Source organism: Roseovarius sp. MBR-154, assembly GCF_053628595.1.
This window is the reverse complement of the sequence record NZ_JBRJGR010000014.1, coordinates 81470-105180: the sequence shown is the minus strand read 5'-3', so window position 1 is coordinate 105180 and position 23711 is coordinate 81470. Positions and strand designations below refer to the sequence as shown.

Below are 23711 nucleotides of genomic sequence, written 5' to 3'. Positions count from 1 at the left end.
TCTCGTAGTCCCTGACGAGCTACCGGCCGCCCTCCGCTTCATCCCATCGCGACGCCGCGCAAGTGCAAAATCAATGGGGCGTGGCCGCCGCTTACAGTCCAAATGGTTGCGGGTCGGCCAATTCGGTCAACGTTTTTTTCCGCTCCCAACTGCTCAACCGCCTTGTTGATCCGGTCGGTGATATGGCCTTCCTTCTGATACCGCACTGTCTGGTGTTTGAGCACTGTGCCCCAGATCAGGAATGGTGCGCCCAAGATCGCCACTATTAGCGCGCCAGTTCCAAGGTTGGCCCCGGGGCTGGTTGGGCTGCCTGCGAACGTCCGGATCAGCAGAGCAAATGCCGCTGCAAGCGCGATTGCGAAAAGGAGAGAAAGTATCACCGCGACAAGGGGGCCAAGAGGTCGCGCCACCCTCCAGTTGGGTGCGTTCTTGATGTGCATCCAGTCAAGAATATCCTGTCGTGGTTCTCCGTCATTCATGTTGGGCACCCTTCAACCACGCGCCCCTCAACCTTGGCGAGACTGGGCGATCAGGGCAATCCCCGGCTGGCACAAAACTCAGCTTGTTGCCGCGAAGATGCCGGTGAGGCGTGCGGCTTCCTCCTGCAACCCGTAGGGCGGGTTCACCACGACCACGCCCGAGCCGACCATCCGGTGCCCGGGGCGGGCGGGGGCAAAGCCGACCTCGTGACGCAGCGCGTCGGGAAACTGCGCGGTGAGGCGGGTCAGCATCGGGGCATGCGCGGCGCTGGTCAGGATCGGATACCACAGCATCAGGATGCCGACATTCCAGACCCGGTTGAGCCGCGCGAACTGGTCGGGGATGCTGTCATACTCGGCCTTCACCTCATAGCTGGGGTCAACCAGCAGCAGCCCCCGGCGCGGTGTGGGCGGGCAGAGCGCGCGCGCCATGGCAAAGCCGTCCTGCCGGTGGATTTGGGCGCGATAGGGGGCCATGTGCTCCGCAAGCTGGCGATGCTCGCCCGGGTGCAGTTCGGCGAGGTGCAGGCTGTCGTCCGACCGCAGGCCGAGCGCCGCGATCAGCGGAGATCCGGGATAGGCATGCGCACCATGCCGCGCGCGAACGGCGTCGAGCCGCAGGCGGTAGGGGTGGCCGGGGGCAAAGCGGGCCTCGAGCCGCCCGACGCCCTGTGCCGCCTCATGCGTCTGTCGCGCCGCCGCGTCCTCCAGATCATAGAGGCCGCGGCCCGCATGGGTCTCGATATAGCTGAGCGGCTTGTCCTTGCGGGTGAGGTAGTCGAGCACCCAGGCCAGCAGTGCGTGCTTGTGGACATCCGCCGCGTTCCCGGCGTGGTAATGGTGTTGATAGCTCAGCATGCCGCCCAATAGCAGGCGGTGCGGGGCGGGGGAAGATGGCGCGACGCGGTGCTGTCCTCCTCAGGCCTCTGGCGAGGCGGTCCGGGACGTTCGTCATCCTCGGGCTTGACCCGAGGATCTCGTGACAGATCGTGATCCCTTTCCAGCGCGGTCCGTTTAGCTCCGGTTGCCCTGTTGCGTGTCGAGTGCCGCGAAGGCTGGTGCAAGAAGCGGTTCCGGAGGCTCGACCGTCACCGGGACGCCCTGCGCCTCGAGCGCCTCGGCATGGCCTGCGGCGGCGGTGTTCGGGGCGATGATGGCAACGCTCTGACCCAGCCAATAGGGCCGGGCGGCGGCGAGTTCCGCGCCGATCAGGTGTCCGGTGATCGCGCCGGGATGTCCCGTCACCTCGGCGCTGCGCAGATGCGTGGCGAGGCGTTCGGGGCGGCTCAGGCTGTCGGCAAGCGCGCTCATGTCGGCGGGCAGTGTGCCGCCGAGGCCATGCATCAGACGCGGCGTGAGAAAACTCTGGCAACTCACCGCCTCGCGCGCGCTCAGATGCACCCAATGGCTGAGTTGCCCGGTCAGCACGAGGGCGACCCCGTCCCAGTCGGGTCGTGCTTCGACAAAGCCCAGGAGCAGCAGGCGCACCCAGCCATCCAGCACATCGGCGGGGCTCTCCTGGGTGAGGCCGGGCAAGCCGCGCCCCGGGGCTGCGGGCAAAAGGGCGGCGGGCAGGCCGTCCGGCACGCCGTCGCCAATGTGAAAGATCCGCTCCGGCACCGCCACCAATGCGGCGAGCGCCGCGTCTCGGTCCGGACCATCGGCACTATCGACCACCCTGCCACCGCGCAGCACAAAGGCCCGCGCACAATGCCCGTCATGGCCGACAATCGCCCAATCGCTCATGCCCTGCGGTCAAGCTGGGCCACGAGGCCCGACATGTCATAGCCTGCTTGCGAGGTGGCGCGCAGCACCTCGTCGGCACCCAGATCGTCGTATTTCACAAGGCTCCAGATCATCGTGCAGCGCGTGCCGGTGCGGCAATAGGCCAGCACCGGGCCGGGCATCTCGGCAAGGGCGGTCTGGAACTCCTCGATCACGTCTTGCGTCAACTGGCCCGACGAGAACGGCACGCAGCGCACCTCGAGCCCTGCCGCGCGGGCGGCCTCGGCCACGGCGTCATAGGGTGTCTGGCCGAATTCCTCGCCATCGGGCCGGTTGCACAGGATCGTTCGAAACCCGGCCTCGGCGATGGCGGGCACGTCCTGGGGCGTGATCTGGGGCGAGACGGAGAAATCTTCGGTGATCTTGCGCAGGTCCATGTGGCCCTCCCTGAAAGCGTTGCCGACATATGCGCGAGAATCGCCCGCAAGATCAATGCCGCGCGCGTCTTGCCGCGCCTGCGCCTGCGCGCTATGCATCCCGAAACGCCAGACAAGGGAGCGATCAGCGATGAGCGAATTGCCGGGTATCGTGATCACCGGGGCCTCGGGGCGGATGGGGCAGATGCTGATCCGCACGGTCAGCGACAGCCCGCGCGCGCGTCTGATCGGCGCGGTCGAGCGGCCCGGCCACCCTTGGATCGGGCAGGATGTGGGCGCGGCCATGGGCGGCGCCGATCTGGGTGTCACGGTCAGCGATGATCCGTTGGAACTGGTGGCGGGCGCGCATGCGGTGATCGACTTTACCGCGCCTGAGGCCACGGTCGAGATGGCGACGCTCACCGCGCAGGCGCGGGTGGTGCATGTGATCGGCACCACCGGGTTTGACAACGGCCACCTGAAAAAGCTCGAGGCCGCCGCGCGTCATGCGGTGATCGTGCGGGCGGGAAACATGTCGCTCGGCGTGAATCTGCTGACGCAACTGACGAAAAAGGTGGCACAGGCGCTGGATGAGGATTTCGACATCGAGATCGTCGAGGCGCATCACAATCAGAAGGTCGATGCGCCCTCGGGCACCGCGCTGATGCTGGGCGAGGCGGCAGCAGGCGGGCGCGGCGTGATGCTCGATCATGTCAGCGACCGCGCCCGCGACGGCATCACCGGCAAGCGCGAGCGCGGCCATATCGGGTTTTCGGCCATTCGCGGCGGCGATATCGTGGGCGAGCATGACGTGATCTTTGCCGCCGTCGGCGAACGCATCGTGCTGCGCCATATCGCCACCGACCGCGCGGTGTTCGCACGTGGCGCGCTCAAGGCCGCCCTCTGGGGGCAGGGGCGCAAGCCGGGGCAATATGATATGATCGACGTGCTCGGGCTGAACGACAACTGATCCAGATCCGGCCGTCACGCGTATGTCACTGCAAATCACGCGATGTGAAGGGTTGTGATATGCGAGCTCTGCTGATTTCCATTCTGTGTCTCGGTCTTGCGGCCCCTGCGGCGGCCGAAGGCTTCAACTCGATCACCGATCGCGACCGCTTTGTGTCGCTGATCAAGGACCGCGATCTGACGCGGTTCGGGATCTCCCTCAATGTCACCCCGGAGGGCCAGATCAAGGGCCGTGCCTTTGGCCGCGATGTGACCGGTGCCTGGCAGTGGAATGGCGATTACTTCTGTCGCGATCTCTATTGGGGCAGCACGGAACTGGGTGCCAACTGTCAGGCGGTGCGGCTGCAAGGCAACACGATGCGCTTCATCTCGGATCAGGGCAGCGGGCAATACGCGGATCTCTATCTCGAGTAGGGCGGTTGCGGCAGGTCGCGATCGTTCAGAAGTCGATCGCGAGGCCTTTCTTTTCCCAATCGCCGTAGCGCACCGGCTCCAGCCCCTCGCGGCGGCCCCCCAGTTCGGTGGGCATGTCCGCGTCTTGGGCCGCCTTGCGGCGGGCCTCGGCCTCGGCCAGTGCGCGTTGCGCGGCGGGGGGCAGGTCGCGAGTCTCGGAGGTGTCTTCGGTGCTCATGGTCGGGCTTTCCTTGTGCGTGTCTCGCTGATATATCGCGCGCCTGCCGTCTCGCCAAGGATCAGCCCGTGAAAAAAGCCGCCCCCTCCGCCCGTTCCGCCGCCGTTTACCTGCTCGATCAGGTGTTGGGCGAGGGGCGGCTGATGTCCGAACTGATCGCGGGCGGCGCGCTCGACGCGTTGGCCCCCGCGGATCGGGCGCGGGCGCAGCGGCTGGCGGCGGATACCTTGCGCGGGCTGGCGCGGGCGGATCGGCTGTTGTCGAAGCACCTGCGCAAGCCGCCGCCGCTGCCGGTCTTCAACGTGCTGCGGGCGGGCACGGTGGAACTGGCGCAGGGGGGCGATGCGCATGGCGTGGTCAACGAGGCGGTGGCGATCATCGGGCGGCACCCCCGGCACAATCGGCTCAAGGGCCTGATCAACGCGGTGCTGCGCAAGATGGCCGAGGAGGCGCCCTCAAAGTGGAATGATCTGCGTCAGCCGGGGTTGCCCGACTGGCTGCGCGCGCCTCTGGTGGAGGCGTGGGGCAAGGGGCCGGTGGCGGCGATGGAGCGCGCGCATTTCGCCGGTGCGCCGCTCGATCTGACGGTCAAGAGCGACGCCGAGGGCTGGGCCGCGAAACTGGGCGGCAGCGTGTTGCCCACCGGGTCCGTCCGTCTGCGGAACGCGGGTCAGGTCTCGGCGCTGCCCGGCTATGAGAGCGGCGCGTGGTGGGTGCAGGATGCCGCCGCCGCGCTGCCGGTTCAGGTGCTCGACCCGAAGCCGGGCGAGCGGGTGATTGATCTTTGCGCCGCGCCCGGGGGCAAGACGCTGCAACTGGCGGCTCGCGGCGCGGTTGTGACCGCGCTCGACCTCTCGGAACGGAGGATGGCGCGGGTGGCCGAGAACCTTGCGCGCACCGGGCTTGAGGCCGGTTGCGTGGTCGGGGACGCGTTGCAGCATGAGGGGGTGTATGATGCCGTTCTGCTTGATGCGCCCTGTTCGGCCACCGGCACGATTCGCCGCCATCCCGATCTGCCGCATGCCAAGGATGGGTCCGATTTCGGCGCGCTGATCACGTTGCAGGCGGCGATGATCGACCATGCTCTGGGGCTGCTGGCGCCCGGCGGACGGCTGGTCTTTTGCACCTGTTCGCTATTGCCCGATGAGGGGGAATGTCAGGTCGAGGAGGCCTTGGCGCGGCATGACGGTCTGACGGTCGACCGCGCGGCGCTGGAGCGCCCCGGCATCGCGCCGGAATGGATCACCGAGGAGGGCGGGCTGCGCCTGCGGCCGGATTACTGGCCGGAACTGGGCGGCATGGACGGGTTCTATGTCGCGTGCCTGCGGCGCGGGTGAGGGACGGGGTGGATTTTGGCCTGGAGCGGTCGTTGGACTGAGTCGCGCATCGTCGTGCCGCGGTGTGGCGATCCAACGTCCGTTTTGTCGCGCTTTATATCAGCCAAGCCCGAAAAACCTCCGAGCGCAGAGCAGGTTGCAGCCAAATCGCCGCGCCGGGGGGCGGCGTCATGCCGGAGGCATGCCTCTGGCATGACGATGCGCGGCGGCCTTCGGCCTTGATTCCGCGCGGGGGCATAACGGCGAAGGTCCACTGCAGGCCGCAAACCACCCCCTTCCCGGCCTCCGGCCTAATAGATATCCGTCCCGCCCTTGGTCGCGATATAGGTGGGGCATTCGGGGCGCGAGGTGTTGATGATCAGGTACCACACCACCTCTCCGGGGCGACCGGTGCGGGAATATTCGCAGCCACTGGGATGGGTCCACCATTGTCCCGCATGGTTGGCGGGCGGCATGACCGTGCTGGTCCCGCCCTTGATCGCGGTGGTGTAGCCGTAGCTTGGGGCGGATTGCGCGGTGGCGACGGTGGCGACGGTGGCGAGGGCGGTCACCGCCACGGTGGTGGCGAACAGGATTTTTTTCATGGTTTCATACTCCGTTTTCCGACTGAGGCCGCACCGGCCAGACGCGCCAGGCAGTGCAGCGTGAGGCCGATTGCATCCGCCTCGGAGGGCGGGTGCAGGACGGGTTCGTGTCAGGAAAACGGCGTTTAGGGAAAATTATTCCCAACAGCTGACCAGCACGGTCATCGCGCTGGCATGGTCGGTCAGGGATTCGGGGGTGAGCGCGTCGATTTCTGCAGTCTTGCGCGGGGTGATCCCGCCGCGCGCAAGCACATCCTGCAAGGCCCCGTTGGTGGCGGCGAAGCTGACCCCGTCGGGCAGGCTGCGCCCATCCACCTCATGCGGCAGCAGCATGCCAAGCACCGCGCCGCCGGTGTCGAGCACCGGGCCGCCCGCATCGCCGTCGAGCGAGGCGAGCGCCAGGCGCTTGAGATGGCTCTCGCCATGCAGCCCCTTGAGGTCGGACACCTGGCCGAAGGTCACGGTGGGGGCCCCCAGAAGGCCGCCATAGGAATAGCCCGCGACCGCCACGTCGGACTTCAGGCGCGGCGCCAGCTCCTGAAAGATGGCGACCTGCATCGGGGCGAGGGTCTCTTGCGGTTGCAGCACCGCCACGCCGAGCGCCTCGTCGATCAGCGCGACCGCTGCCGTATAGGTCTCGTCTATGGTGATCCGTCCGCATTGCTGTACTGCGTCCGCCGTGGTCAGGACCGCGCCGCCCGCATCGACGTAAAAGCCAGAGCGGGTAAGGCGCGGCTGGCGCACCTGAAGCCCCGCGATGAGATCAATGCGCTGTTCGGATTGCGCACCCTCGGCCGGGTCAAGCGTGCCGGGCAGCGATTCGAAACTGTCCTGCATCTTCTGGATCAGGCGGTTGCGGCGTTCCTCGTCCCCGGCGGGCCAGATCAGGGTAAAGCCCTTGATCTCGCCATCGCGGTGCCAGACCTGGCTGTGCGAGATTTGCAGCGCGCCCTCGCCAATCAGGGTGAAGCTGTCAGAGTCCAGGCTGCGCGGCCCGGTCTCGGGCACGATTGCGAGGGTCTGCATGATGTCATAGAGCCCGGCCATGGTGTTGCGGTCGCCGCTCTGGCTGATCAGCAGGACGCGCGCGTCCAGATCGCCGATCGGGTTGAAATGCGCGAAGGGCGGCTCGTAGCGGTCGAATGCCACCACGGAGGTCGGGATCTGCATGGCGATACCGGTGGCATTGTCGGCCACGCGCTTCAACCCCAGCCCGTCGAATACGGCGTTGTACTGGCGCAGCAGCTCGGCGCGCTGCCGGGTGGTCAGGATGCCGGTGGCGTCAAAGCCGTTCTCGTTCTGCCAGCGGGCCATCGCTCCGCGCGTGCCCTGACCGAAGGCGGCGTCGATGGCGCCGCCGTAAACCCCGGCCCATTTGAGCGCGACCTGCAATTCTTCGCGCTCTTGGCGGTCGAGCAGGCTTTCGCTGGCGCGGGCCTCGCGCGGGGTTTCATCGACGGGCGCAGGCGCGGGCGCGGGTTCTGCTGCGGCGATGGCCTCGTCGGGTGCGTCGTCAGAGGCGTCTGCCGCCGCAATCGTCGGCTGCTCCAGCAGGTTGGCCCCGATGGGCCAGAACTGGCGCTCGTAATCCGAGGTCTCGGCGATATAGCTGTCGCGCGCGATCACGCCCTCGCGGCGATAGACCTGCAGCACGCGTTCGGCTTCTTCGCGCCGGTAGGGGCCCAGAGCGATGGCATACCAGCCCCGTCCGAGCGAAAAGCCGTTCACGTCCGACAGATCGCCCGCATAGCCGCGCGCGCTTTGCTGCGCCTCGGCAAGGCTGGGCTGGGCCTCGATCTGCACCCAGACGAGGGGATCGCCGGTGGCGTCGGTGAGCGGCGCGGACTGCGCGCGCGCGAGGGTCGGGTAGAGCAGAACTGCGGCAAGAAGTGCCAGAACGATACGCGCCATTAGATTTCCTTGGTCAAGACCGGTTAGTACAGATGTAGTCCCCTCAGGGCGTTGTAGCAAAACTGCCGGGCGATGCACCCAAAATATGCAGCCCCGCGCGATTGACCCTGCCGCGCGACACGCCTAGAGAAAGGCGGCAATTTCAGGGCTGAGCCCCGGGGGAGAGCATGACGCAGGCCACAGACAAACCGCGCAGTTTCCAGGAGATCATCCTGCGGCTGCAAAGCTATTGGGCCGCGCAGGGCTGCGCCGTGATGCAGCCCTATGACATGGAGGTGGGGGCAGGCACGTTTCACCCGGCGACCACGCTGCGCTCTCTGGGCACGCGCCGCTGGGCTGCGGCCTATGTGCAGCCCTCGCGCCGCCCCACCGACGGGCGCTATGGCGAGAACCCCAACCGGCTCCAGCATTATTACCAGTACCAGGTGCTGATCAAACCCTCGCCGCCCGACCTGCAAGACCTCTATCTCGGCTCGCTCCGCGCCATCGGCATCGACATGGCCCTGCACGACATCCGCTTTGTCGAGGATGACTGGGAAAGCCCGACGCTCGGGGCTTGGGGTCTGGGATGGGAGGTCTGGTGCGACGGCATGGAAGTCTCGCAGTTCACCTATTTCCAGCAGGTCGGCGGGCACGACTGCCACCCCGTCTCGGGCGAGCTGACCTATGGTCTGGAGCGTCTGGCGATGTATGTGCTGGGCATCGACCACGTGATGGAGATGCCCTTCAACGACCCCGCAGCCCCCATTCCGCTGACCTATGGCGATGTGTTCCGCCAGACCGAAGAGGAATACAGCCGCTGGAATTTCGACGTGGCCAATACCGAGGTCCTGCTGGATCACTTCAAGGAAGCTGAGGCCGAATGTCGGGCCATCCTCGCGCAAGAGGCGGTGGACCCCAAGACCGGCAAGCGGATCATCATGGCGCATCCCGCCTATGACCAGTGCATCAAGGCAAGCCACATCTTCAACCTGCTTGATGCGCGCGGCGTCATTTCCGTGACCGAGCGGCAGGCCTATATCGGCAGGGTACGGGCACTGGCCAAGCAATGCGCCGATGCCTTTGTGCAGACAGAGGCCGGGGGGCGGGCAGCGTAATGGGCAAATTTCTCGCGGTGGCGATCTTGATATCGGCAGTGGTGGCCGGGGCGGCCATGTATTATCTGCAGGTCTATCACTTCTACGAAGAGGTGGCGGCCACCGGCACCGATGATGTGCAACTGACCTCGCTCGTCACCGGCGCACCCGAGCCGGTGCTCTATGACGCGTTTCAGGCGATCGACGCCGATAGCAGCCCGATCCGCTACCGCGCCTGTTTCACCACCCCGATGCGCCATCCGATGCTCACCGAGACCTATGAGCTATATGAGCGCGCCGAGCCGCTCAACGCGCCTGGCTGGTTCGACTGTTTCGATGCGCAGGCCCTCGGGGCCGCGCTCGAGGACGGGCGCGCGCTGGCCTTTCTGGGCCAGAAGGACATTCAATACGGCATCGACCGGATCGTCGCCATCACCGAGGACGGCAAGGGCTATGTCTGGCACCAGATCAACCGCTGCGGCGAGGTGGTGTTCGACGGCCAGCCCGCCCCCGAGGATTGCCCCGAACCGCCGCAAGGATACTGACCCACATGCCTGATCTGCTGATCGAACTCTTCTCCGAGGAAATCCCCGCGCGCATGCAGGCCAAGGCGGCCCAAGACCTGCGCGCGCGCCTGACCGATGCGCTGGTCGAGGCGGGGCTGACCTATGCGGGGGCGGCGGCGTTCTCCACGCCCCGGCGGCTGACGCTGACGGTGCAGGGGCTGCTTGCCACCAGCCCCACCACAAGCGAAGAGCGCAAGGGCCCCCGCGTCGATGCGCCCGAGAAAGCCATCGAGGGCTTTCTGCGCGGTGCGGGCGTGGCCCGCGAGGATCTCGAGATCCGCGATGAGAAAAAGGGGCAGGTCTATTACGCGACCATCACCCGGCCCGGACGGCCCGCGGCGCAGATCGTGGCCGAGGAACTGGAAAAGCTGATCCGCTCGTTCCCATGGCCCAAGTCGATGCGCTGGGGCAGCGGCGCGCTTCGCTGGGTGCGCCCGCTGCATTCCATCCTCTGCATCCTGACCGGCGAGGATGGCGCGGCGCAGGTGGTGGAGATGGAGGTGGACGGCATCCGCGCGGCCAACACGACGCGCGGGCACCGGTTCATGGCGCCTGACGCGTTTTCCGTTGCCTCTTTCGAGGATTACGCCGCGAAGCTCAAGCGCGCGCATGTGGTGCTCGATGCCGCCGAGCGGGCCGAGGCGATCTGGCAGGAGGCCACCAATCAGGCCTTTGCCGCAGGCTGCGAGGTGGTCGAGGATCGCGGGCTCTTGTCAGAGGTCGCGGGGCTGGTGGAATGGCCCGTGGTGCTTATGGGCCGGATCGGTGACGCCTTTCTCGACCTGCCGCCCGAGGTGTTGCAGACCTCGATGAAAGAGCATCAGAAGTTCTTTTCGGTGAAGAACCCCAAGACCGGCCGCATCGAACGATTTGTCACCGTCGCCAATGTCGAGACGGCAGATCATGGCGCGACCATTCTGGCGGGCAATCAGAAGGTGCTGGCGGCGCGGCTCAGTGACGCGAAATTCTTCTGGGAGAATGACCTGCGCACGGTGCGGGAAAAGGGCCTTGAAGGCATGGCCGAAGGGCTGCGCGATGTGACCTTCCATAACAAGCTGGGATCACAGGCCGACCGGGTGGAACGCATCGCCGCGCTGGCGATCGACATCGCGCCGCTGGTATTGGCCAATTTCGATCTGGCGGAACAGGCGGCGCGCGTGGCCAAGGCCGACCTGCAATCCGAGATGGTCGGCGAATTTCCCGAGTTGCAGGGGCTGATGGGGCGCTATTACGCCGAAGCCGCAGGGCTTGATCCGTCCGTCGCAGCCGCCTGCGAAGAACATTACAAGCCCCTCGGGCCGGGCGACGCCGTGCCCTCTGCGCCCGTGTCGGTCGCCGTGGCGCTCGCTGACAAGATCGACACGCTGACGGGGTTCTGGGCGATTGACGAGAAACCCACCGGCTCGAAAGACCCCTACGCCCTGCGCCGCGCGGCCTTGGGGGTCATTCGGTTGGTGTTGGGGAATGGGGTTAAGACCAATCTAAAAGACATCTTCTTTGATTTGTGCCTAGATGCACTTTTTGATCTTTTGCGTAGGGAACAGAAGCGAGAAGTCTCGAACCTTTTGAATGATTACGGTGAAGTCCTTGGTCCCGAACTTGTCGCGCAATTATCTGAACTCGGTCACTTGGATGGTTTAAACGCTCGAAACTACGGCGAGCTTCCAAATCCGGGCTTGATTTATGCTTTCGGGCGTTTTGGTGAAAGCAAATCAATTGACCTCCTGTCCTTCCTACACGACCGCCTCAAGGTCCATCTCAAGGACGAGGGCCTGCGCCATGACGTGATCGACGCCTGCCTTGCGATGCCGTTCAATGACGACCTCACCCTGCTGGTCCACCGCGCCCGCGCGCTCGGGGCGTTCCTGAGCACCGACGATGGCGAGAACCTGTTGCAGGGCTTCAAGCGGGCCAACAACATCCTGACACAGGCCGAGGCCAAGGACGGCGTGGAATATTCCTATGGCGCGGATGTGAAATTCGCCGAGACGGACGAGGAGCACGCGCTTTTTGCCGCGCTCGACACCGCAGAGCCGCAGATCACGCGGGCCCTCAAATCCGAGGATTTCGCCGGGGCCATGTCCGCCATGGCCGCCCTGCGCGCGCCCATTGATGCGTTTTTCGACGCGGTGCAGGTCAATGTCGACAGTCCGGTGATCCGCCGCAACCGCCTCAACCTCCTGAGCCGCATCCGCAGCATCTGCCTGCAGGCCGCCGACCTGACCCGCGTGGAGGGGTAGGGCCCCGGTTGCCCCCATACCGGCGTCATCCCCCGCGCAGGCGGGGATGTCTCATGTGTGTCGCGTGGGCGTGGCGGGAGATCCTCGGGTCACGCCCGAGGATGACGGGGTGGAGGCGGGACGGGAGACCCTCGGGTCAGGCCCGAGGATGACGGCCACGACTTCCTGTCAAACGCCTGTTATCCTTTCCCTTGCCTTGCACGCCGCGCGGCGTATGGTGCGGGCAAAGGAAAGGTGCCGCAGTGCAGCAAGATGACCCCGATATCACCCTGATCACCGCCACGGCCCCGGTGCATACGCGCACCCACGGAGGACGGGCGAAATGTCTGCAACGGCTGGTGCGGCTCGACCTGCCGGTGCCGCGCACCATCGCGCTGTCGTTCCGGGCGGTGCATCGCATCGCGGCGGGCGAGTTGCCCGACATGGCGGCGCTGCTCGCGCCCTTCGGCGAGGCGCCGCTGCTCTGCGTGCGCCCGTCCTCGGAAGATCCTGATTGGGGCGGGCCGGGGGCGGTTCTGAACATCGGCATCAATGACGCGCGTCTCGAGGAGCTTGCGGAGCGCATCGGCAGCCGGGCGGCGGCGGAAATCTATCTGCGCTTCGTGCAGTCCTACGCGGTCCATGTGGCGCGGCTCGACCCGGACATCTTCGAGGATGTGTCGGAGGACCCGGTGACCGGCCTGCCGCAGGCGCTGCGCGCCTATGAGGCCGAGACCGACGAGGAATTCCCGCAGGAGCCGGCGGTGCAGCTGAGCGAGGTGCTGCGCTCGATGGCGCGGGCCTGGGAGGGGACGACCGCGCGCCTTCTGCGGCAGGCCAAGGGCGCGCCCGCCGATGCAGGCCTCGGCCTCGTGGTGCAGGAACTGGCGTTGGGTCTCGGCGCGGGGGAATGCGGCTCGGGGGTGATGCAACTGGTGAACAGCCAGACCGGCGCGCGCCAGATCACCGGGCGCTACCTGAGCCAGAGCCAGGGCCGCGATGCGCTGGAGCGGGGCGCGGATGCGCTCTATCTGGAACGCGACACGCGCGGGCCGTCTCTGGAGGAGCTGGACCCTGACGCATTCGCCGAGATCAAGGCCTATGCCGCGCTGATGCGTGAAAATCTGCGCGAGGAGATGCAGGCGGAATTCACCATCGAGAACGGCAAGGTCTGGCTGCTCGACGGGCTGCGCGTGGCGCGCAATGCGCGCGCGGCGGTGAGCATCGCGGTGGCGCTTGCCGAGGACGGCATCATCAGCCACGAAGAGGCGCTGATGCGGGTCGAGCCGCGCGCGCTTAACGAGCTTTTGCACCGGCAGGTCGATCCGGAGGCCAAGCGCGACGTGCTGGCGCGCGGCATCGCCGCAAGCCCCGGAGCGGCGTCGGGCCGGGTGGTGTTTTCCGCCGCCGAGGCGCAGGCGGCGCAGGCGCGCGGCGAGGCCTGCATTCTGGTGCGGCGCGAGACCAGCCCCGAGGATATCCGCGGCATGCATGCCGCCGCGGGCGTGCTGACCGAACGCGGCGGGATGACCAGCCACGCGGCGGTGATCGGGCGCGGTATCGGGCTGCCTTGCGTGGTGGGGGCGTCGGAGATCCATTTCCAGTCGCGGCGCAAGCAGTTGGTCATGCCCGGCGGGCGGGTCGTCAAGGTGGGCGAGATGATCACCATCGACGGCACCAACGGGATCGTGCTGGCCGGCGAGGCGCCGCTGCTCGAGGCGGCGCGCGACGGTTCGTTTCAGACCTTCATGAGCTGGGCCGACAATGTCCGCGACATCGCCGTGCGCGCCAATGCCGACACCGCCGCCGATGCCGAGATGGCGCGCAATTTCAACGCGCGCGGCATCGGGCTGTGCCGGACCGAGCACATGTTCTTCGAGACCGACCGGCTGACGGTGATGCGCGAGATGATCTTTGCCGATGCGAGCGAGGATCGCGCCGCCGTGCTGGAACGTCTCCTGCCGATGCAGCGCGAGGATCTGGCCGCGCTGTTTCGGATCATGCACGGATTGCCGGTCTGCATCCGGCTCTTTGACCCGCCGCTGCACGAATTCCTGCCCACCGATCGCGCCGGGCATCTGCAACTGGCCGAGGCGCTCGACCTGCCGCTCTCGGATGTGACCCGCCGGGTCGAGGCGCTGAGCGAATACAATCCCATGCTGGGCATGCGCGGCGTGCGCCTGGGCATCACCGTGCCCGAGATTTACGACATGCAGGCGCGGGCGATCTTCGAGGCGACGCTGGAGGCGAGCAAGGACGGTGCGCCGGTGGTGCCCGAGATCATGATCCCGTTGGTCAGCGCCAAGCGCGAGGTCGAACTGGTCAAGACCCGCGTCGATGCGGTTGCCGCCGCCGTGCGCAACGAGACCGGGCGCGATTTCACCTATCGTCTGGGGGTCATGGTCGAGACCCCGCGCGCCTGCCTGCGCGCGGGCGAGTTCGCGCATCTGGTCTCGTTCCTGAGCTTTGGCACCAATGACCTCACGCAGATGACCTATGGCCTGTCGCGCGACGATGCCGGGCGCTTCATGTCGGACTATGTCAAGCAGGGGGTCTATCCCGAAGACCCGTTTCACATGCTCGACATCGACGGGGTGGGCGAGTTGCTCAAGATCGGCGCCGAGCGCGGGCGCGCGGCCAATCCGGACGTGGTCCTGTCGATCTGCGGCGAGCATGGCGGCAATCCCGAATCGATTGCGTTCTGCCGGGATGCCGGATTTACCTATGTGTCCTGCTCGCCGTTCCGGGTTCCGGTGGCGCGACTTGCTGCCGCACAGCTGACGGTGCGCGACAAGATCGGGTAGCCGACGCGCTGACACACGCAATATAGATGCGGGCGCAAGGGTTTTTTTAGGCCGAAGAGATCCATGAGCGGTTTCCCGCCGCCCCTCGGGGTGGACGGATAGCTTCTATTTGTCTAAACGCCGCCGGATGACAACGGGGCTGTCCCCGATGGCAAGGAGAACACGCATGAAACGAGCGCTACTCATCGCCGCGCTTGCGGTCATGGCGGGGCCGGTGGCGGCGGACACGCCCGTGACCCGGCTGATGGAGCAGGAAACCCGCGCGCTGCGGTCGATTTCGGGGGACCGGATGGCCAGCTATCTCAGCCGCCCGGAGATCGGGATCGAGTATTCGCGCAACTGGCTTGCCGGTCTGGATGTCGGCGGCGGCAATGCGCAATCCGCCTGCCTGGCCGAGGCGCTCTATTTCGAGGCGCGTGGCGAGGGCGTGCGCGGCCAGTTCGCGGTGGCCGAGGTGATCATGAACCGGGTGGACAGCGCCGCCTTTCCCGACACGGTTTGTGGCGTGATCCATCAGGGCACGGGCCGCAAGTTCCAGTGCCAGTTCACCTATACCTGCGACGGGCATGAAGAGCATATCGCCAATCCGCTGGCCTTCGATCAGGTGGACAAGGTGGCCCGCCTCATGGTGCAGGGCGCACCGCGCCGTCTGACCGACGGGGCCACGCATTACCACACCCGTGCCGTGAACCCCCGCTGGGCGCGCGTCTATCCCCGGACGGCGACCATTGGCGTGCATCATTTCTACCGCAAGCCCACGCAGCTGTCGCAGAACTGACGGGGGGCTGCGACAAAGATGGGAATTCCTGCCCTTGGGCGGACAAACGCGGTTGACTCGGGCGCGGGCGTCGGTAAAAGGCAGGCTTCAAGAGATATTCACGGGCGCGTGTCGCGCCTGGCGCAGGAGATAACCAATGGCGAAGCCGACGACCATCAAGATCCGTCTGAACTCGACCGCGGGCACGGGCCATTTCTACGTGACCAAAAAGAACGCGCGCACGATGACCGAAAAGATGACCGTACGTAAGTACGATCCCGTGGTGCGCAAGCATGTCGAATACAAGGAAGGCAAGATCAAGTAAGATCGCCAGCCGGTCGATACCGTCAAGAGCCGTGCCTTCGGGCGCGGCTTTTTCATGTGTACGATCTGGTTTCTTTCCGTTTCTTTTTGGCCGAAATACTCCGGGGGTTTGGGGGCTGGCCCCCAATTGGAAATGGGTTTGGGGGCTGGCATGAAAAAGGGCCGGTCGCTTTGACCGGCCCTTTCCATGTCAGACTGGATTGCCCGCTATTCCTGTTGCCCCATGAACATCAGCAGGAACTGGAACATGTTCAGGAAGCTGATGTAGAGGTTCAGCGCGCCGTCATAGGCGGCCTTGTCGAGCCAGTCCTGATCGCCCTGCGCGGCGTGCGCCACATAGGTGTTCTTGATCTCTTGGGTGTAGAACGCGGTGAGACCCGCAAAGATCAGCACACCGATGGCAGAGATCGCGAACATCATCGCGGGCGACTGCAGGAAGATGTTGATGATCATCGCCACGATGAGCCCGATCACCCCCATGATGAGGAAGCTGCCCCAGCCGGAGATATCCTTCTTGGTCGTATAGCCCCAGAGCGACAGACCGGCGAAGGCGATCCCCGTCACGATGAAGGTCTGCGCGATCGAGAAGCTGGTGAAGACCAGGAAGATCGAGCTGAGCGAGAGGCCGATCAGCGCCGCGAAGGCGAAGAAGCCAAGCTGCACCCCCGCCGCCGGTGCCCGGCGCAGGAGCGCGCCCCAGCCGAGGAAAATGAAGGCCAGCGGGGCCAGCATGATCACCCAGCGAAGCGGCGACAGGTAAATGGTCGCACCAAAGCTGGTGAGCATCTTGCCGTTGCCCATCTGGGCTGCGGCGGCCGAGGGATCGGTTGTGACGGCGAGCCCCGCGATTGCCCACGCTGCGAGCGCGGTGATGAGCATGCCCACGGACATCGTGCCGTAGACCTTGTTCATATGCGCGCGCAGGCCCGCGTCAATCTGGGCGGTGCGTGTGCCCGTCGCCGTCCGGATCGTGTTGAACTCTGCCATATATACCTCCGATATGTGAATGGCGGCCCCGGTATTGAGGCTTTGCAGGTAATATCGGAGAGCGGTGACCTCTTTTCAAGTTTTTCCCGACAGTTTTCGACATGTTTCGTCCGGCGCGGCATCCAGGCCGGGCATTCCAGGATCAGGGCCAGGGTCAGGGCCAGGGTTAGGGAAGGTCCCAGAACGGGCGCGTTGCTTCGCGCAATGCGGCGCGGCGCGTCAGTCCGAGATCGGCGAGCGCGGCGTCGTCGAGGCGCAACAGCGCGCGCCGTTGACGACGGACGTCGAGCAGGAGGCCAAGCGTGATGCGCCGTGGCCGCGTGTTGCGCGGCAGGCTGGGGGCGTCGATGTGGCAGGTCATGGCGTTTCCTTTCCTCATGCTGATGAATTCGTGTCTATTCATTTTTCATGTTGATCTTTTGCCGCAACTGCATCAATTTTGGAAATGAATGTTTGTCGGCAGTTTCATCACGGAGGTTGATGAATGAGAAATCTTGATATCACGACGTTGCGGGCGCTTGTGGCCGTGACTGACCATGGTGGTGTGACGCGGGCGGCGGCGATGCTGAACCTCACGCAATCCGCCGTGTCCATGCAGATCAAGCGGCTGGAGGAGATGCTGGGCCTCGCGCTCTTTGATCGCAGCAACCGGCGGGTGTCGCTCACCGCGTCGGGCGAGCAGCTGGTGCGCTATGCGCGCCGCATCCTGACGCTGAATGACGAGGCGGTCGGGCGGCTGACCGAGGATCTCTACGAGGGCGAGTTGCGTCTCGGCGTGCCGCATGACATCGTCTATCCGGTGGTGCCGCGCGTGCTCAAGCAGTTCAACGCTGCCTATCCGCGCGTCAATGTGCATCTGCGCTCATCGAGCACGATGAAGCTGCGCGAGGAGTTTGCGCGCGGCGAGGTGGATCTGATCCTGACCACCGAGGAGGGCGTGGACGAGGGCGGCGAGACGCTCACCGAAATGGCGCTGCGCTGGACCGGGGCGCCGGGCGGGACATCGTGGAAACGTCGCCCGCTGCGGCTCGCCTTTTGCAGCAACTGCATCTTCCGCCCCATCGTTCTGCGCCGGCTGGAACAGGCGGGTATCGACTGGGAGATGGCCGTATTGTCAGAGGATGACCGCGCGGTCGAAGCCCTTGTCAGTGCCGATCTGGCCGTCGGGGCGCTTCTGGAAGACAGTATTCCGCCGCATCAGGAGGCAATCGAACCGGGCACCGCGCTGCCCGATCTCGGCGTGCAGAAGATCAATCTTTATGCACGGGCAGGCGGCGACGCCTTGCTTGACCCGCTGTCGGACATGTTGCGGCAGGGCTTCTTTTCACAGCCCGCGCCGCTCAGCCTGCGGATGGCGTGATCACGACCTTGCCGGTCGATCTGCGGCTGCGCAGCAACTCCAGCGCCTCCTCCGCGCGCTCAAGCGGCAGGACGTGGCTGACATGCGGCTTGATGCGCCCCTGCTCATACCATGTGAAGAGGCTGCGCAGGCTGTCGGTCACCACCTCGGGGCGGAATTTCAGGTAGCCGCCCCAGTAGAACCCGATCACGCTCAGGTTCTTGACCAGCAGGTGATTGGCCGGGATTTGCGGCACCTCACCGCTGGCAAAACCGATGCTCAGGATGCGCGCCTCGGGGTTGCAGGCGCGCATCGCCGCCTTGAACGGCACGCCGCCCACCGGATCGTAGACCACGTCAACGCCGCCCAGATCCTTGCAGATGGCGCGAATGTCGTCGGTTTCGGTGTCGATGAGGTGGTCTGCCCCAGCCTTGCGCGCCACCTCCAGCTTGTCGGCGCCCCGCGCGCAGGCAATGACCCGCGCGCCCATCAGCTTGCCGATCTCCACCGCCGTCAGGCCGACGCCGCCTGCCGCGCCCAGCACCAAAAGCGTCTCGCCCGGTTGCAGACGGGCGCTGTGTTCGAGCGCCACATGGCTCGTGCCATAGGCGATCTGGAAGGCGGCGGCATCGGTGAAATCCATCCGATCGGGCAGGATCACGGCGCGCTCTGCGGGAAAGCAGCCGTACTCGGCCAGACCACCGTGACCGCCGAACACCGCCACGCGCGCGCCAATTGCCGGACCTTGGGTGTCCGGGCCAAGTGCGTCGACCGTGCCCGCCACCTCCATTCCGAGAGTGAAGGGGGCGTCGGGGGTGTCCTGATAGTCGCCCTTGATCATCAGGAGATCCGCGAAGTTGAGACCGCAGGCGTCGATCCTGAGGCCGATCTCGCCCTGACGCGGCTGCGGCTGCGGAATATCGAGCAGGGCCGGAGCGGCCCCGGTGACGGGAATGTGGTACGCGCGCATGAGATCTCCGCCTTGTTCCTGGCCTGAGACGCTACCTTCCGGACGGCATCGGTTCAATTCGATTCGCGGCCATTGCGGTAAACGGTGACGTGCAGGGGGGAATTGGCATATCCTAAAGGATAGGCGCCCGTCTAGATTGAGTGACTTTTGACCAAGGCACGCAAATGGCTAGCGATACTTCTTGTATTTGGATCGGGATTTGCTAACGTGCAGCACGCGCTGCTGGGATGCGTGGCGTGTCGGTATTGGAGTATGAGCCGGACTGAAAAAGGTCCGGAACTGAAAGTGAGAGGATTGTCGTATGCCGCACCCCGTTGATTTGCACGTCGGGAAAAGAATTCGTCATCGCCGGTGGCTGGTGGGGATGACTCAACAACAATTGGCCGAAGCGGTCGGAATCAAGTTCCAACAGATCCAGAAATACGAGACGGGGGCCAATCGCGTGAGTGCGTCGCGCCTTTGGGATATCGCGGACGCGCTGGATGTCGAGATCAGTTTCTTCTTTGAAGGTCTTGGAAAAGAAGAAGCAATGCCGAAGCCGGGCAATTTGCCTGTCGATATAATCGGGGACAAGGAAGCGCTTGATCTGGTTCGCTCTTACTACGCGATCCCCGAAAACCAACGCCGCCGCCTGTTCGACCTCGCGCGGGTCTTGAGCGAGGTGGCTTGAGCCACACCGCTCCGCGCGTTAAGCCTGTCCGCATGATTTGATCGGGACGGGTATGGACATTGACGCAATCAGGCAAACCGCCCATGCGGTCGCAGACGCGGCGCGTGCGGCGGTTCTGCCGTATTTCCGAAGCGCGGGACTGACCGCCGACAACAAATTGTCTGACGGCAGTTTTGACCCTGTGACCGAAGGCGACCGGGCGACCGAACGCGCGATGCGGGAGGTTCTGGCCCGCATGAGGCCCGAGGATGCCATCCTTGGCGAGGAATACGGGGCGCAGACCGGGACAAGCGGCTTGACCTGGGTGCTTGATCCGATTGACGGCACGCGGGCCTTTCTGTCCGGTGCACCGACATGGGGGGTGCTGATTGCGGTCTCGGACCAGAGCGGCCCCCTATATGGGATCATCGACCAGCCTTATATCGGAGAACGTTTTGAGGGCGGATTTGGTCATGCGGCGCTGAACGGGCCGCAGGGGCATCGCGCGTTGCAGGTCATCGGCGACCGTGCGTTGCACGACTCGATTCTGTTCACGACCTTTCCCGAGGTGGGAACCGAGGCGGAGGGCGCGGGTTTTGCCGAGGTCGCGCGGCAGGTGAGGCTTACCCGATATGGCATTGATTGTTATGCCTATTGCATGCTCGCGGCCGGGCAGATCGACCTCGTGATCGAGGCCGGACTGGCCGCCTATGACATTCAGGCCCCGATCGCCGTGATCGAGGCGGCAGGCGGCATCGTGACCGATTGGCAGGGTGGCGTGGCGCATGCGGGCGGCCGTGTGGTGGCTGCGGCAGGGCAGCAGCAACACGCGGCGGCGCTTGAAATCCTGTCACGGATCGCCTAGCCAGACCGATGCGCGGTTCTGGCCCCTTTCCGCCGTGCGTCTGCTTCCAGAGGGGGTAAGGAAGCACGTTTAAGGGGATGTTTTCATGAAGGACTACCTGATCAAGGATGCGGATTATCTGTTGACCATGGATGACGCACGCCTAGAGATGCAGGGCGCGGATATCCTGATCCGCGATGGCGTGATCGTGCAGGTCGGGCATGGGCTGGAAACGTCGGGCGAGGTGATCCGGGCCACCGGATGCGTGGTCACACCGGGCTTGGTGAACACCCATCACCATTTATATCAGACGCTGACCCGTGCCGTACCGGGCGGGCAGGATGCGCTTTTGTTCGGGTGGCTCAAGACGCTCTATCCGACCTGGGCGGCGTTCGGACCCGAGGAAATGCGCGTCTCGGCGATGATCGGGTTGGCCGAACTGGCACTTTCAGGGTGCGCCCTAAGCTCCGATCATCTCTACCTTTTTCCCAACGGAGCGCGGCTCGATGACACGATCGAGGCGGCGGTGGAGGTCGGGCTTCGGTTTCATCCGACGCGGGGCGCGATGAGTATCGGGGAAAGCGCCGGAGGTTTGCCGCCGGATGTGCTGGTGGAAGATGAGAAATACATCCTAAGTGATTGTATACGCGTGATAGATCGATTTCATGATCCACGGGAGGGGGCGATGTGCCGGGTGGGGCTCGCCCCGTGTTCACCCTTCTCCGTCAGCCGTGATCTGATGCGTGAAACGGCGAATCTCGCGCGCAATCAAAGGGTCATGATGCATACCCATCTGGCCGAGAATGCCGAAGACGTGGCCTATTCACTGGACCGTTTCGGCTGTCGGCCCGGGCAATATGCCGAGGATCTGGGGTGGACGGGACCGGATGTCTGGCACGCGCATTGCGTCAAGTTGGACGGACAAGAGATTGAATTATTTTCAAAAACCAAAACCGGGATTGCGCATTGTCCATGTTCCAACTGTCGGTTGGGATCGGGGATCGCGCCAGTCAGGGAGATGCGGGACCGGGGTGTTCGGGTCGGGTTGGGCGTCGATGGCCCGGCGAGCAATGATTCGGGCAACCTGATCGGCGAGGCACGGCAGGCGATGCTGTTGCAGCGGGTTGCGCGCGGAGCCGGTGCGATGAGCGCGCGTGAGGCGCTGGAGATCGCGACGCGGGGTGGTGCGGAAGTGCTGGGGCGCACGGATTGCGGCCAGATTTCACCCGGAAAACGCGCGGATATCGCAATCTGGGACGTCAGCGGGATCGAGAGTGCGGGCAGTTGGGACCCCGCCGCGCTGGTGCTGGCGGGTCCGCAAAAGGTGCGTGATCTGTTCGTCGAGGGCCGTCAGGTGGTGCGGGACGGGCAGATCGTGACACTCGATCTGCCGCAGGTCATTGCGCAGCAGACCCGGTTGGCGCGGCGTCTGGCGGAGCGGATCTAAGCACACCCCTTGTTAAGAATGCGGATGTACAATGCGGGCATCGGACGCGACATTTGCAAGGGGGCTCAGCCAAAGATGCGTGGTTTCAGTTTGAGGATTGTCTCGCCCATCTCGGCGCTGATCCTGTGTGCGGCGGCGAGGGCCTCCTGGTGGGCACCGTAACCGGTGGCGACGGCGGCCTCGATGGTGGCGCTTTGAATGAGGCTCGCGACGAGGTCGGGATGGTCGCGGGCGTAGCCCTCGCCGAACTGGGCGTCGATGGCGTGAACGGCGTTGGCGAGATGGCGGGCGGCGGTGGTGTCGGTCATTGCGGGCTCCTGTCACTGTCCGCAGGACGAGATAGGGCGGCGGTGCAGAATGTCTGCCCGAGTCATGGTCAGACCGGGCGCCCGGCGATCCAGACCTGCGCAATCGCGCGATCGTCACCCATCATGATCGTCGGAAAGAGCGCCTCCCATATATCCTCCGCGCGCGCCGCGCGTTGCGCGATGGCCGGGGTCGAGGCGAGATCGAGCGCCACCAGATCGGCCTCCATCCCCGGGGCGATGTTGCCGATGAGGTGACCCATATGCAGCGCCCGGGCCGATCCGGCGGTGCCAAGCCAGAGCAGTTGCGCCGGATGCAGCGCCGTGCCGGTCAGCTGCCCGATCTCATAGGCCGCCGCCATGGTGCGCAGCATCGAAAAGGACGATCCGCCGCCGGTATCGGTGGCAAGTCCCACGCGCTGGCCCTCGGTCACGCGGGCGGCCATGTCGAACAGCCCCGAGCCGATGAAGGTGTTCGAGGTGGGGCAGTGGATCAGCGCCGCGCCCACCTCGCGCAGCCGGTCGCGTTCGCGGGGCGTGAGGTGGATGGCATGGCCGTAGAGACCCCGCGCGCCAAGAAGGCCGTGCATCTCGTAGGTGTCGAGATAATCGCGGGCCTGCGGGTAGAGCGATTGGACCCACTCGATCTCGTCGGTCTGCTCGCTGAGATGGGTCTGCATCAGGCAGTCTGGATGGTCCGCCCAAAGTCTGCCCAGGGCGTCGAGTTGCGCGGGCGAGGAGGTGGGCGAAAAGCGCGGGGTGATCGCATAGGACAGCCGGTCAACCCCGTGCCAGCGGTCAAGCAGGGCGCGCGACTCGTCATAGGCCGATTGCGGCGTGTCGCGCAGGCCCTCGGGCGCGTTGCGGTCCATGCAGGTCTTGCCCGCCACGGCGCGCAGCCCGCGCGCCTGCGCCGCCTCGAAAAACGCCGTCACGCTGGCGGGGTGGATGGTGCAATAGCTGACGGTGGTGGTGGTGCCATGCGCCAGCGTCAGGTCGAGATAGCGGGCCGCGATCCCGGCGGCATAGGCGGGATCGGCAAAGCGCATTTCCTCGGGGAAGGTATAGGTATTGAGCCAGTCGATCAGGCGCTTGCCCCAGCTGGCGATCATCGCGGTCTGCGGATAATGGACATGGGCATCGACAAAGCCCGCCGTGATCAGATGCGCGCCCATGTCGTGATGCCGCGCCGCGGGACAGGCGGCGCGCAACTCGGCGGCGGGGCCGATCGCGGCGATATGGCCACCCTCGATCACCAGCGCCTCGTGCAGGCGGGCGGAGTGCGCCGGGTCACCGTCGAAGGGCGCGCGGTCGAAAGCCAGGATCTGGCCGGTGATAAGGGTCTGGTCGGTCATGGTGCCTGTCTGGCGAA

The 23711-nt window shown here is 65.3% G+C and carries 25 protein-coding genes; 13 read left to right on the top strand and 12 right to left on the bottom strand.

What is annotated here, in order from left to right:
• Nucleotides 1–38: 38 nt before the first annotated feature.
• From ACSSV4_RS16110 to ACSSV4_RS16095, 4 genes are all read right to left on the bottom strand, one after another.
• Nucleotides 39–479, bottom strand: a complete 441-nt coding sequence (locus ACSSV4_RS16110) for a hypothetical protein (RefSeq protein ID WP_454276113.1) — start codon at nucleotides 477–479, stop codon at nucleotides 39–41.
• 78 nt (nucleotides 480–557) lie between these two features.
• Entirely contained in the window at nucleotides 558–1337 is a 780-nt protein-coding gene (rlmJ, locus tag ACSSV4_RS16105; protein WP_454276112.1) for a 23S rRNA (adenine(2030)-N(6))-methyltransferase RlmJ, read from the bottom strand.
• Between the two features lie 156 nt (nucleotides 1338–1493).
• On the bottom strand, nucleotides 1494–2225 hold the full coding sequence (locus ACSSV4_RS16100) for a 2-dehydro-3-deoxygalactonokinase (RefSeq protein ID WP_454276111.1): 732 nt from the start codon (nucleotides 2223–2225) through the stop codon (nucleotides 1494–1496).
• Nucleotides 2222–2641, bottom strand: coding sequence for a TIGR01244 family sulfur transferase (locus tag ACSSV4_RS16095; protein WP_454276110.1), 420 nt, complete (start codon nucleotides 2639–2641; stop codon nucleotides 2222–2224). Before ACSSV4_RS16095 ends, ACSSV4_RS16100 begins: the two co-directional genes overlap by 4 nt.
• Nucleotides 2642–2771: 130 nt before the next feature.
• Here ACSSV4_RS16095 and dapB point away from each other — a divergent pair, with 130 nt between their 5' ends.
• Complete coding sequence (gene dapB, locus ACSSV4_RS16090; RefSeq protein ID WP_454276109.1) at nucleotides 2772–3590, top strand: 4-hydroxy-tetrahydrodipicolinate reductase; 819 nt, start codon at nucleotides 2772–2774, stop codon at nucleotides 3588–3590.
• A 59-nt stretch (nucleotides 3591–3649) separates the two neighbouring features.
• Entirely contained in the window at nucleotides 3650–4003 is a 354-nt protein-coding gene (locus ACSSV4_RS16085) for a dihydrodipicolinate reductase (RefSeq protein ID WP_454276108.1), read from the top strand.
• 25 nt (nucleotides 4004–4028) lie between these two features.
• Here ACSSV4_RS16085 and ACSSV4_RS16080 read toward each other — a convergent pair whose 3' ends face one another.
• Complete coding sequence (locus tag ACSSV4_RS16080) at nucleotides 4029–4220, bottom strand: DUF1674 domain-containing protein (protein WP_454276107.1); 192 nt, start codon at nucleotides 4218–4220, stop codon at nucleotides 4029–4031.
• Between the two features lie 68 nt (nucleotides 4221–4288).
• Here ACSSV4_RS16080 and ACSSV4_RS16075 point away from each other — a divergent pair, with 68 nt between their 5' ends.
• Nucleotides 4289–5557 (top strand): RsmB/NOP family class I SAM-dependent RNA methyltransferase, encoded by a 1269-nt coding sequence (locus ACSSV4_RS16075; protein WP_454276106.1) that lies wholly within the window; start codon nucleotides 4289–4291, stop codon nucleotides 5555–5557.
• Nucleotides 5558–5847: 290 nt separating this feature from the next.
• On the opposite strand, the gene ACSSV4_RS16070 is transcribed toward ACSSV4_RS16075, so the two are convergent.
• Nucleotides 5848–6141 (bottom strand): hypothetical protein, encoded by a 294-nt coding sequence (locus tag ACSSV4_RS16070; RefSeq protein ID WP_454276105.1) that lies wholly within the window; start codon nucleotides 6139–6141, stop codon nucleotides 5848–5850.
• A 135-nt stretch (nucleotides 6142–6276) separates the two neighbouring features.
• A complete protein-coding gene (locus ACSSV4_RS16065) occupies nucleotides 6277–8052 on the bottom strand; it encodes a serine protease (protein WP_454276104.1) in 1776 nt (591 codons plus the stop codon).
• A 167-nt stretch (nucleotides 8053–8219) separates the two neighbouring features.
• Between ACSSV4_RS16065 and ACSSV4_RS16060 the strand changes: the two genes are divergently transcribed.
• The 6 genes from ACSSV4_RS16060 (at nucleotide 8220) to rpmG (ending at nucleotide 15799) form a co-directional block, all read left to right on the top strand.
• Complete coding sequence (locus ACSSV4_RS16060) at nucleotides 8220–9149, top strand: glycine--tRNA ligase subunit alpha (RefSeq protein ID WP_454276103.1); 930 nt, start codon at nucleotides 8220–8222, stop codon at nucleotides 9147–9149.
• Nucleotides 9149–9673, top strand: coding sequence for a DUF6446 family protein (locus ACSSV4_RS16055; protein ID WP_454276102.1), 525 nt, complete (start codon nucleotides 9149–9151; stop codon nucleotides 9671–9673). Before ACSSV4_RS16060 ends, ACSSV4_RS16055 begins: the two co-directional genes overlap by 1 nt.
• Nucleotides 9674–9678: 5 nt before the next feature.
• Entirely contained in the window at nucleotides 9679–11934 is a 2256-nt protein-coding gene (glyS, locus tag ACSSV4_RS16050; protein ID WP_454276101.1) for a glycine--tRNA ligase subunit beta, read from the top strand.
• A gap of 242 nt (nucleotides 11935–12176) precedes the next feature.
• On the top strand, nucleotides 12177–14717 hold the full coding sequence (locus tag ACSSV4_RS16045) for a putative PEP-binding protein (RefSeq protein WP_454276100.1): 2541 nt from the start codon (nucleotides 12177–12179) through the stop codon (nucleotides 14715–14717).
• Nucleotides 14718–14883: 166 nt separating this feature from the next.
• Nucleotides 14884–15495: a cell wall hydrolase gene (locus tag ACSSV4_RS16040; RefSeq protein WP_454276099.1), complete on the top strand. Its 612-nt coding sequence runs from the start codon at nucleotides 14884–14886 to the stop codon at nucleotides 15493–15495.
• Nucleotides 15496–15631: 136 nt separating this feature from the next.
• Nucleotides 15632–15799 carry a 50S ribosomal protein L33 gene (gene rpmG, locus ACSSV4_RS16035; protein WP_007799108.1) on the top strand — a complete coding sequence of 56 codons (168 nt, stop codon included), beginning with the start codon at nucleotides 15632–15634 and terminating at the stop codon, nucleotides 15797–15799.
• A 206-nt stretch (nucleotides 15800–16005) separates the two neighbouring features.
• Here the strand turns inward: rpmG and ACSSV4_RS16030 are convergent, their stop codons facing one another.
• A complete protein-coding gene (locus tag ACSSV4_RS16030; protein ID WP_454276098.1) occupies nucleotides 16006–16785 on the bottom strand; it encodes a Bax inhibitor-1/YccA family protein in 780 nt (259 codons plus the stop codon).
• 166 nt (nucleotides 16786–16951) lie between these two features.
• Nucleotides 16952–17164: a DUF1127 domain-containing protein gene (locus ACSSV4_RS16025; protein WP_454276097.1), complete on the bottom strand. Its 213-nt coding sequence runs from the start codon at nucleotides 17162–17164 to the stop codon at nucleotides 16952–16954.
• A 105-nt stretch (nucleotides 17165–17269) separates the two neighbouring features.
• Between ACSSV4_RS16025 and ACSSV4_RS16020 the strand changes: the two genes are divergently transcribed.
• Nucleotides 17270–18145 carry a LysR family transcriptional regulator gene (locus ACSSV4_RS16020; RefSeq protein ID WP_454276096.1) on the top strand — a complete coding sequence of 292 codons (876 nt, stop codon included), beginning with the start codon at nucleotides 17270–17272 and terminating at the stop codon, nucleotides 18143–18145.
• Here ACSSV4_RS16020 and ACSSV4_RS16015 read toward each other — a convergent pair.
• Nucleotides 18126–19094, bottom strand: a complete 969-nt coding sequence (locus tag ACSSV4_RS16015) for an NADPH:quinone oxidoreductase family protein (RefSeq protein ID WP_454276095.1) — start codon at nucleotides 19092–19094, stop codon at nucleotides 18126–18128. The two genes, ACSSV4_RS16020 and ACSSV4_RS16015, sit on opposite strands and share 20 nt — an antisense overlap.
• A 301-nt stretch (nucleotides 19095–19395) precedes the next feature.
• Here ACSSV4_RS16015 and ACSSV4_RS16010 point away from each other — a divergent pair, with 301 nt between their 5' ends.
• The 3 genes from ACSSV4_RS16010 (at nucleotide 19396) to ACSSV4_RS16000 (ending at nucleotide 22034) form a co-directional block, all read left to right on the top strand.
• The gene (locus ACSSV4_RS16010) at nucleotides 19396–19764 is read left to right on the top strand and encodes a helix-turn-helix domain-containing protein (protein ID WP_454276094.1); all 369 of its coding nucleotides are present in this window, start codon (nucleotides 19396–19398) and stop codon (nucleotides 19762–19764) included.
• A gap of 52 nt (nucleotides 19765–19816) precedes the next feature.
• The gene (locus tag ACSSV4_RS16005) at nucleotides 19817–20608 is read left to right on the top strand and encodes an inositol monophosphatase family protein (RefSeq protein ID WP_454276093.1); all 792 of its coding nucleotides are present in this window, start codon (nucleotides 19817–19819) and stop codon (nucleotides 20606–20608) included.
• An 85-nt stretch (nucleotides 20609–20693) separates the two neighbouring features.
• Nucleotides 20694–22034: an 8-oxoguanine deaminase gene (locus ACSSV4_RS16000; RefSeq protein WP_454276092.1), complete on the top strand. Its 1341-nt coding sequence runs from the start codon at nucleotides 20694–20696 to the stop codon at nucleotides 22032–22034.
• Nucleotides 22035–22099: 65 nt separating this feature from the next.
• Here the strand turns inward: ACSSV4_RS16000 and ACSSV4_RS15995 are convergent, their stop codons facing one another.
• Together ACSSV4_RS15995 and guaD are read right to left on the bottom strand one after the other, a co-directional pair.
• Nucleotides 22100–22342 (bottom strand): hypothetical protein, encoded by a 243-nt coding sequence (locus tag ACSSV4_RS15995; RefSeq protein ID WP_454276091.1) that lies wholly within the window; start codon nucleotides 22340–22342, stop codon nucleotides 22100–22102.
• 68 nt (nucleotides 22343–22410) lie between these two features.
• Nucleotides 22411–23694, bottom strand: a complete 1284-nt coding sequence (gene guaD / locus ACSSV4_RS15990) for a guanine deaminase (RefSeq protein ID WP_454276090.1) — start codon at nucleotides 23692–23694, stop codon at nucleotides 22411–22413.
• Nucleotides 23695–23711: the final 17 nt, after the last annotated feature.

Excerpts from the sequence above, each read along its gene's own strand:
- ACSSV4_RS16055 (WP_454276102.1), top strand. The coding sequence starts at position 9,149 with ATGGGCAAATTTCTCGCGGTGGCGATCTTGATATCGGCAGTGGTGGCC.
- ACSSV4_RS16000 (WP_454276092.1), top strand. The coding sequence starts at position 20,694 with ATGAAGGACTACCTGATCAAGGATGCGGATTATCTGTTGACCATGGAT.
- glyS (WP_454276101.1), top strand. The coding sequence starts at position 9,679 with ATGCCTGATCTGCTGATCGAACTCTTCTCCGAGGAAATCCCCGCGCGC.
- ACSSV4_RS16015 (WP_454276095.1), bottom strand. The coding sequence starts at position 19,094 with ATGCGCGCGTACCACATTCCCGTCACCGGGGCCGCTCCGGCCCTGCTC.
- rpmG (WP_007799108.1), top strand. The coding sequence starts at position 15,632 with ATGGCGAAGCCGACGACCATCAAGATCCGTCTGAACTCGACCGCGGGC.
- guaD (WP_454276090.1), bottom strand. The coding sequence starts at position 23,694 with ATGACCGACCAGACCCTTATCACCGGCCAGATCCTGGCTTTCGACCGC.
- ACSSV4_RS16110 (WP_454276113.1), bottom strand. The coding sequence starts at position 479 with ATGAATGACGGAGAACCACGACAGGATATTCTTGACTGGATGCACATC.
- dapB (WP_454276109.1), top strand. The coding sequence starts at position 2,772 with ATGAGCGAATTGCCGGGTATCGTGATCACCGGGGCCTCGGGGCGGATG.
- ACSSV4_RS15995 (WP_454276091.1), bottom strand. The coding sequence starts at position 22,342 with ATGACCGACACCACCGCCGCCCGCCATCTCGCCAACGCCGTTCACGCC.
- ACSSV4_RS16070 (WP_454276105.1), bottom strand. The coding sequence starts at position 6,141 with ATGAAAAAAATCCTGTTCGCCACCACCGTGGCGGTGACCGCCCTCGCC.
- rlmJ (WP_454276112.1), bottom strand. The coding sequence starts at position 1,337 with ATGCTGAGCTATCAACACCATTACCACGCCGGGAACGCGGCGGATGTC.
- ACSSV4_RS16095 (WP_454276110.1), bottom strand. The coding sequence starts at position 2,641 with ATGGACCTGCGCAAGATCACCGAAGATTTCTCCGTCTCGCCCCAGATC.
- ACSSV4_RS16025 (WP_454276097.1), bottom strand. The coding sequence starts at position 17,164 with ATGAGGAAAGGAAACGCCATGACCTGCCACATCGACGCCCCCAGCCTG.
- ACSSV4_RS16005 (WP_454276093.1), top strand. The coding sequence starts at position 19,817 with ATGGACATTGACGCAATCAGGCAAACCGCCCATGCGGTCGCAGACGCG.
- ACSSV4_RS16030 (WP_454276098.1), bottom strand. The coding sequence starts at position 16,785 with ATGGCAGAGTTCAACACGATCCGGACGGCGACGGGCACACGCACCGCC.
- ACSSV4_RS16100 (WP_454276111.1), bottom strand. The coding sequence starts at position 2,225 with ATGAGCGATTGGGCGATTGTCGGCCATGACGGGCATTGTGCGCGGGCC.
- ACSSV4_RS16060 (WP_454276103.1), top strand. The coding sequence starts at position 8,220 with ATGACGCAGGCCACAGACAAACCGCGCAGTTTCCAGGAGATCATCCTG.
- ACSSV4_RS16040 (WP_454276099.1), top strand. The coding sequence starts at position 14,884 with ATGAAACGAGCGCTACTCATCGCCGCGCTTGCGGTCATGGCGGGGCCG.
- ACSSV4_RS16020 (WP_454276096.1), top strand. The coding sequence starts at position 17,270 with ATGAGAAATCTTGATATCACGACGTTGCGGGCGCTTGTGGCCGTGACT.
- ACSSV4_RS16065 (WP_454276104.1), bottom strand. The coding sequence starts at position 8,052 with ATGGCGCGTATCGTTCTGGCACTTCTTGCCGCAGTTCTGCTCTACCCG.
- ACSSV4_RS16080 (WP_454276107.1), bottom strand. The coding sequence starts at position 4,220 with ATGAGCACCGAAGACACCTCCGAGACTCGCGACCTGCCCCCCGCCGCG.
- ACSSV4_RS16010 (WP_454276094.1), top strand. The coding sequence starts at position 19,396 with ATGCCGCACCCCGTTGATTTGCACGTCGGGAAAAGAATTCGTCATCGC.
- ACSSV4_RS16085 (WP_454276108.1), top strand. The coding sequence starts at position 3,650 with ATGCGAGCTCTGCTGATTTCCATTCTGTGTCTCGGTCTTGCGGCCCCT.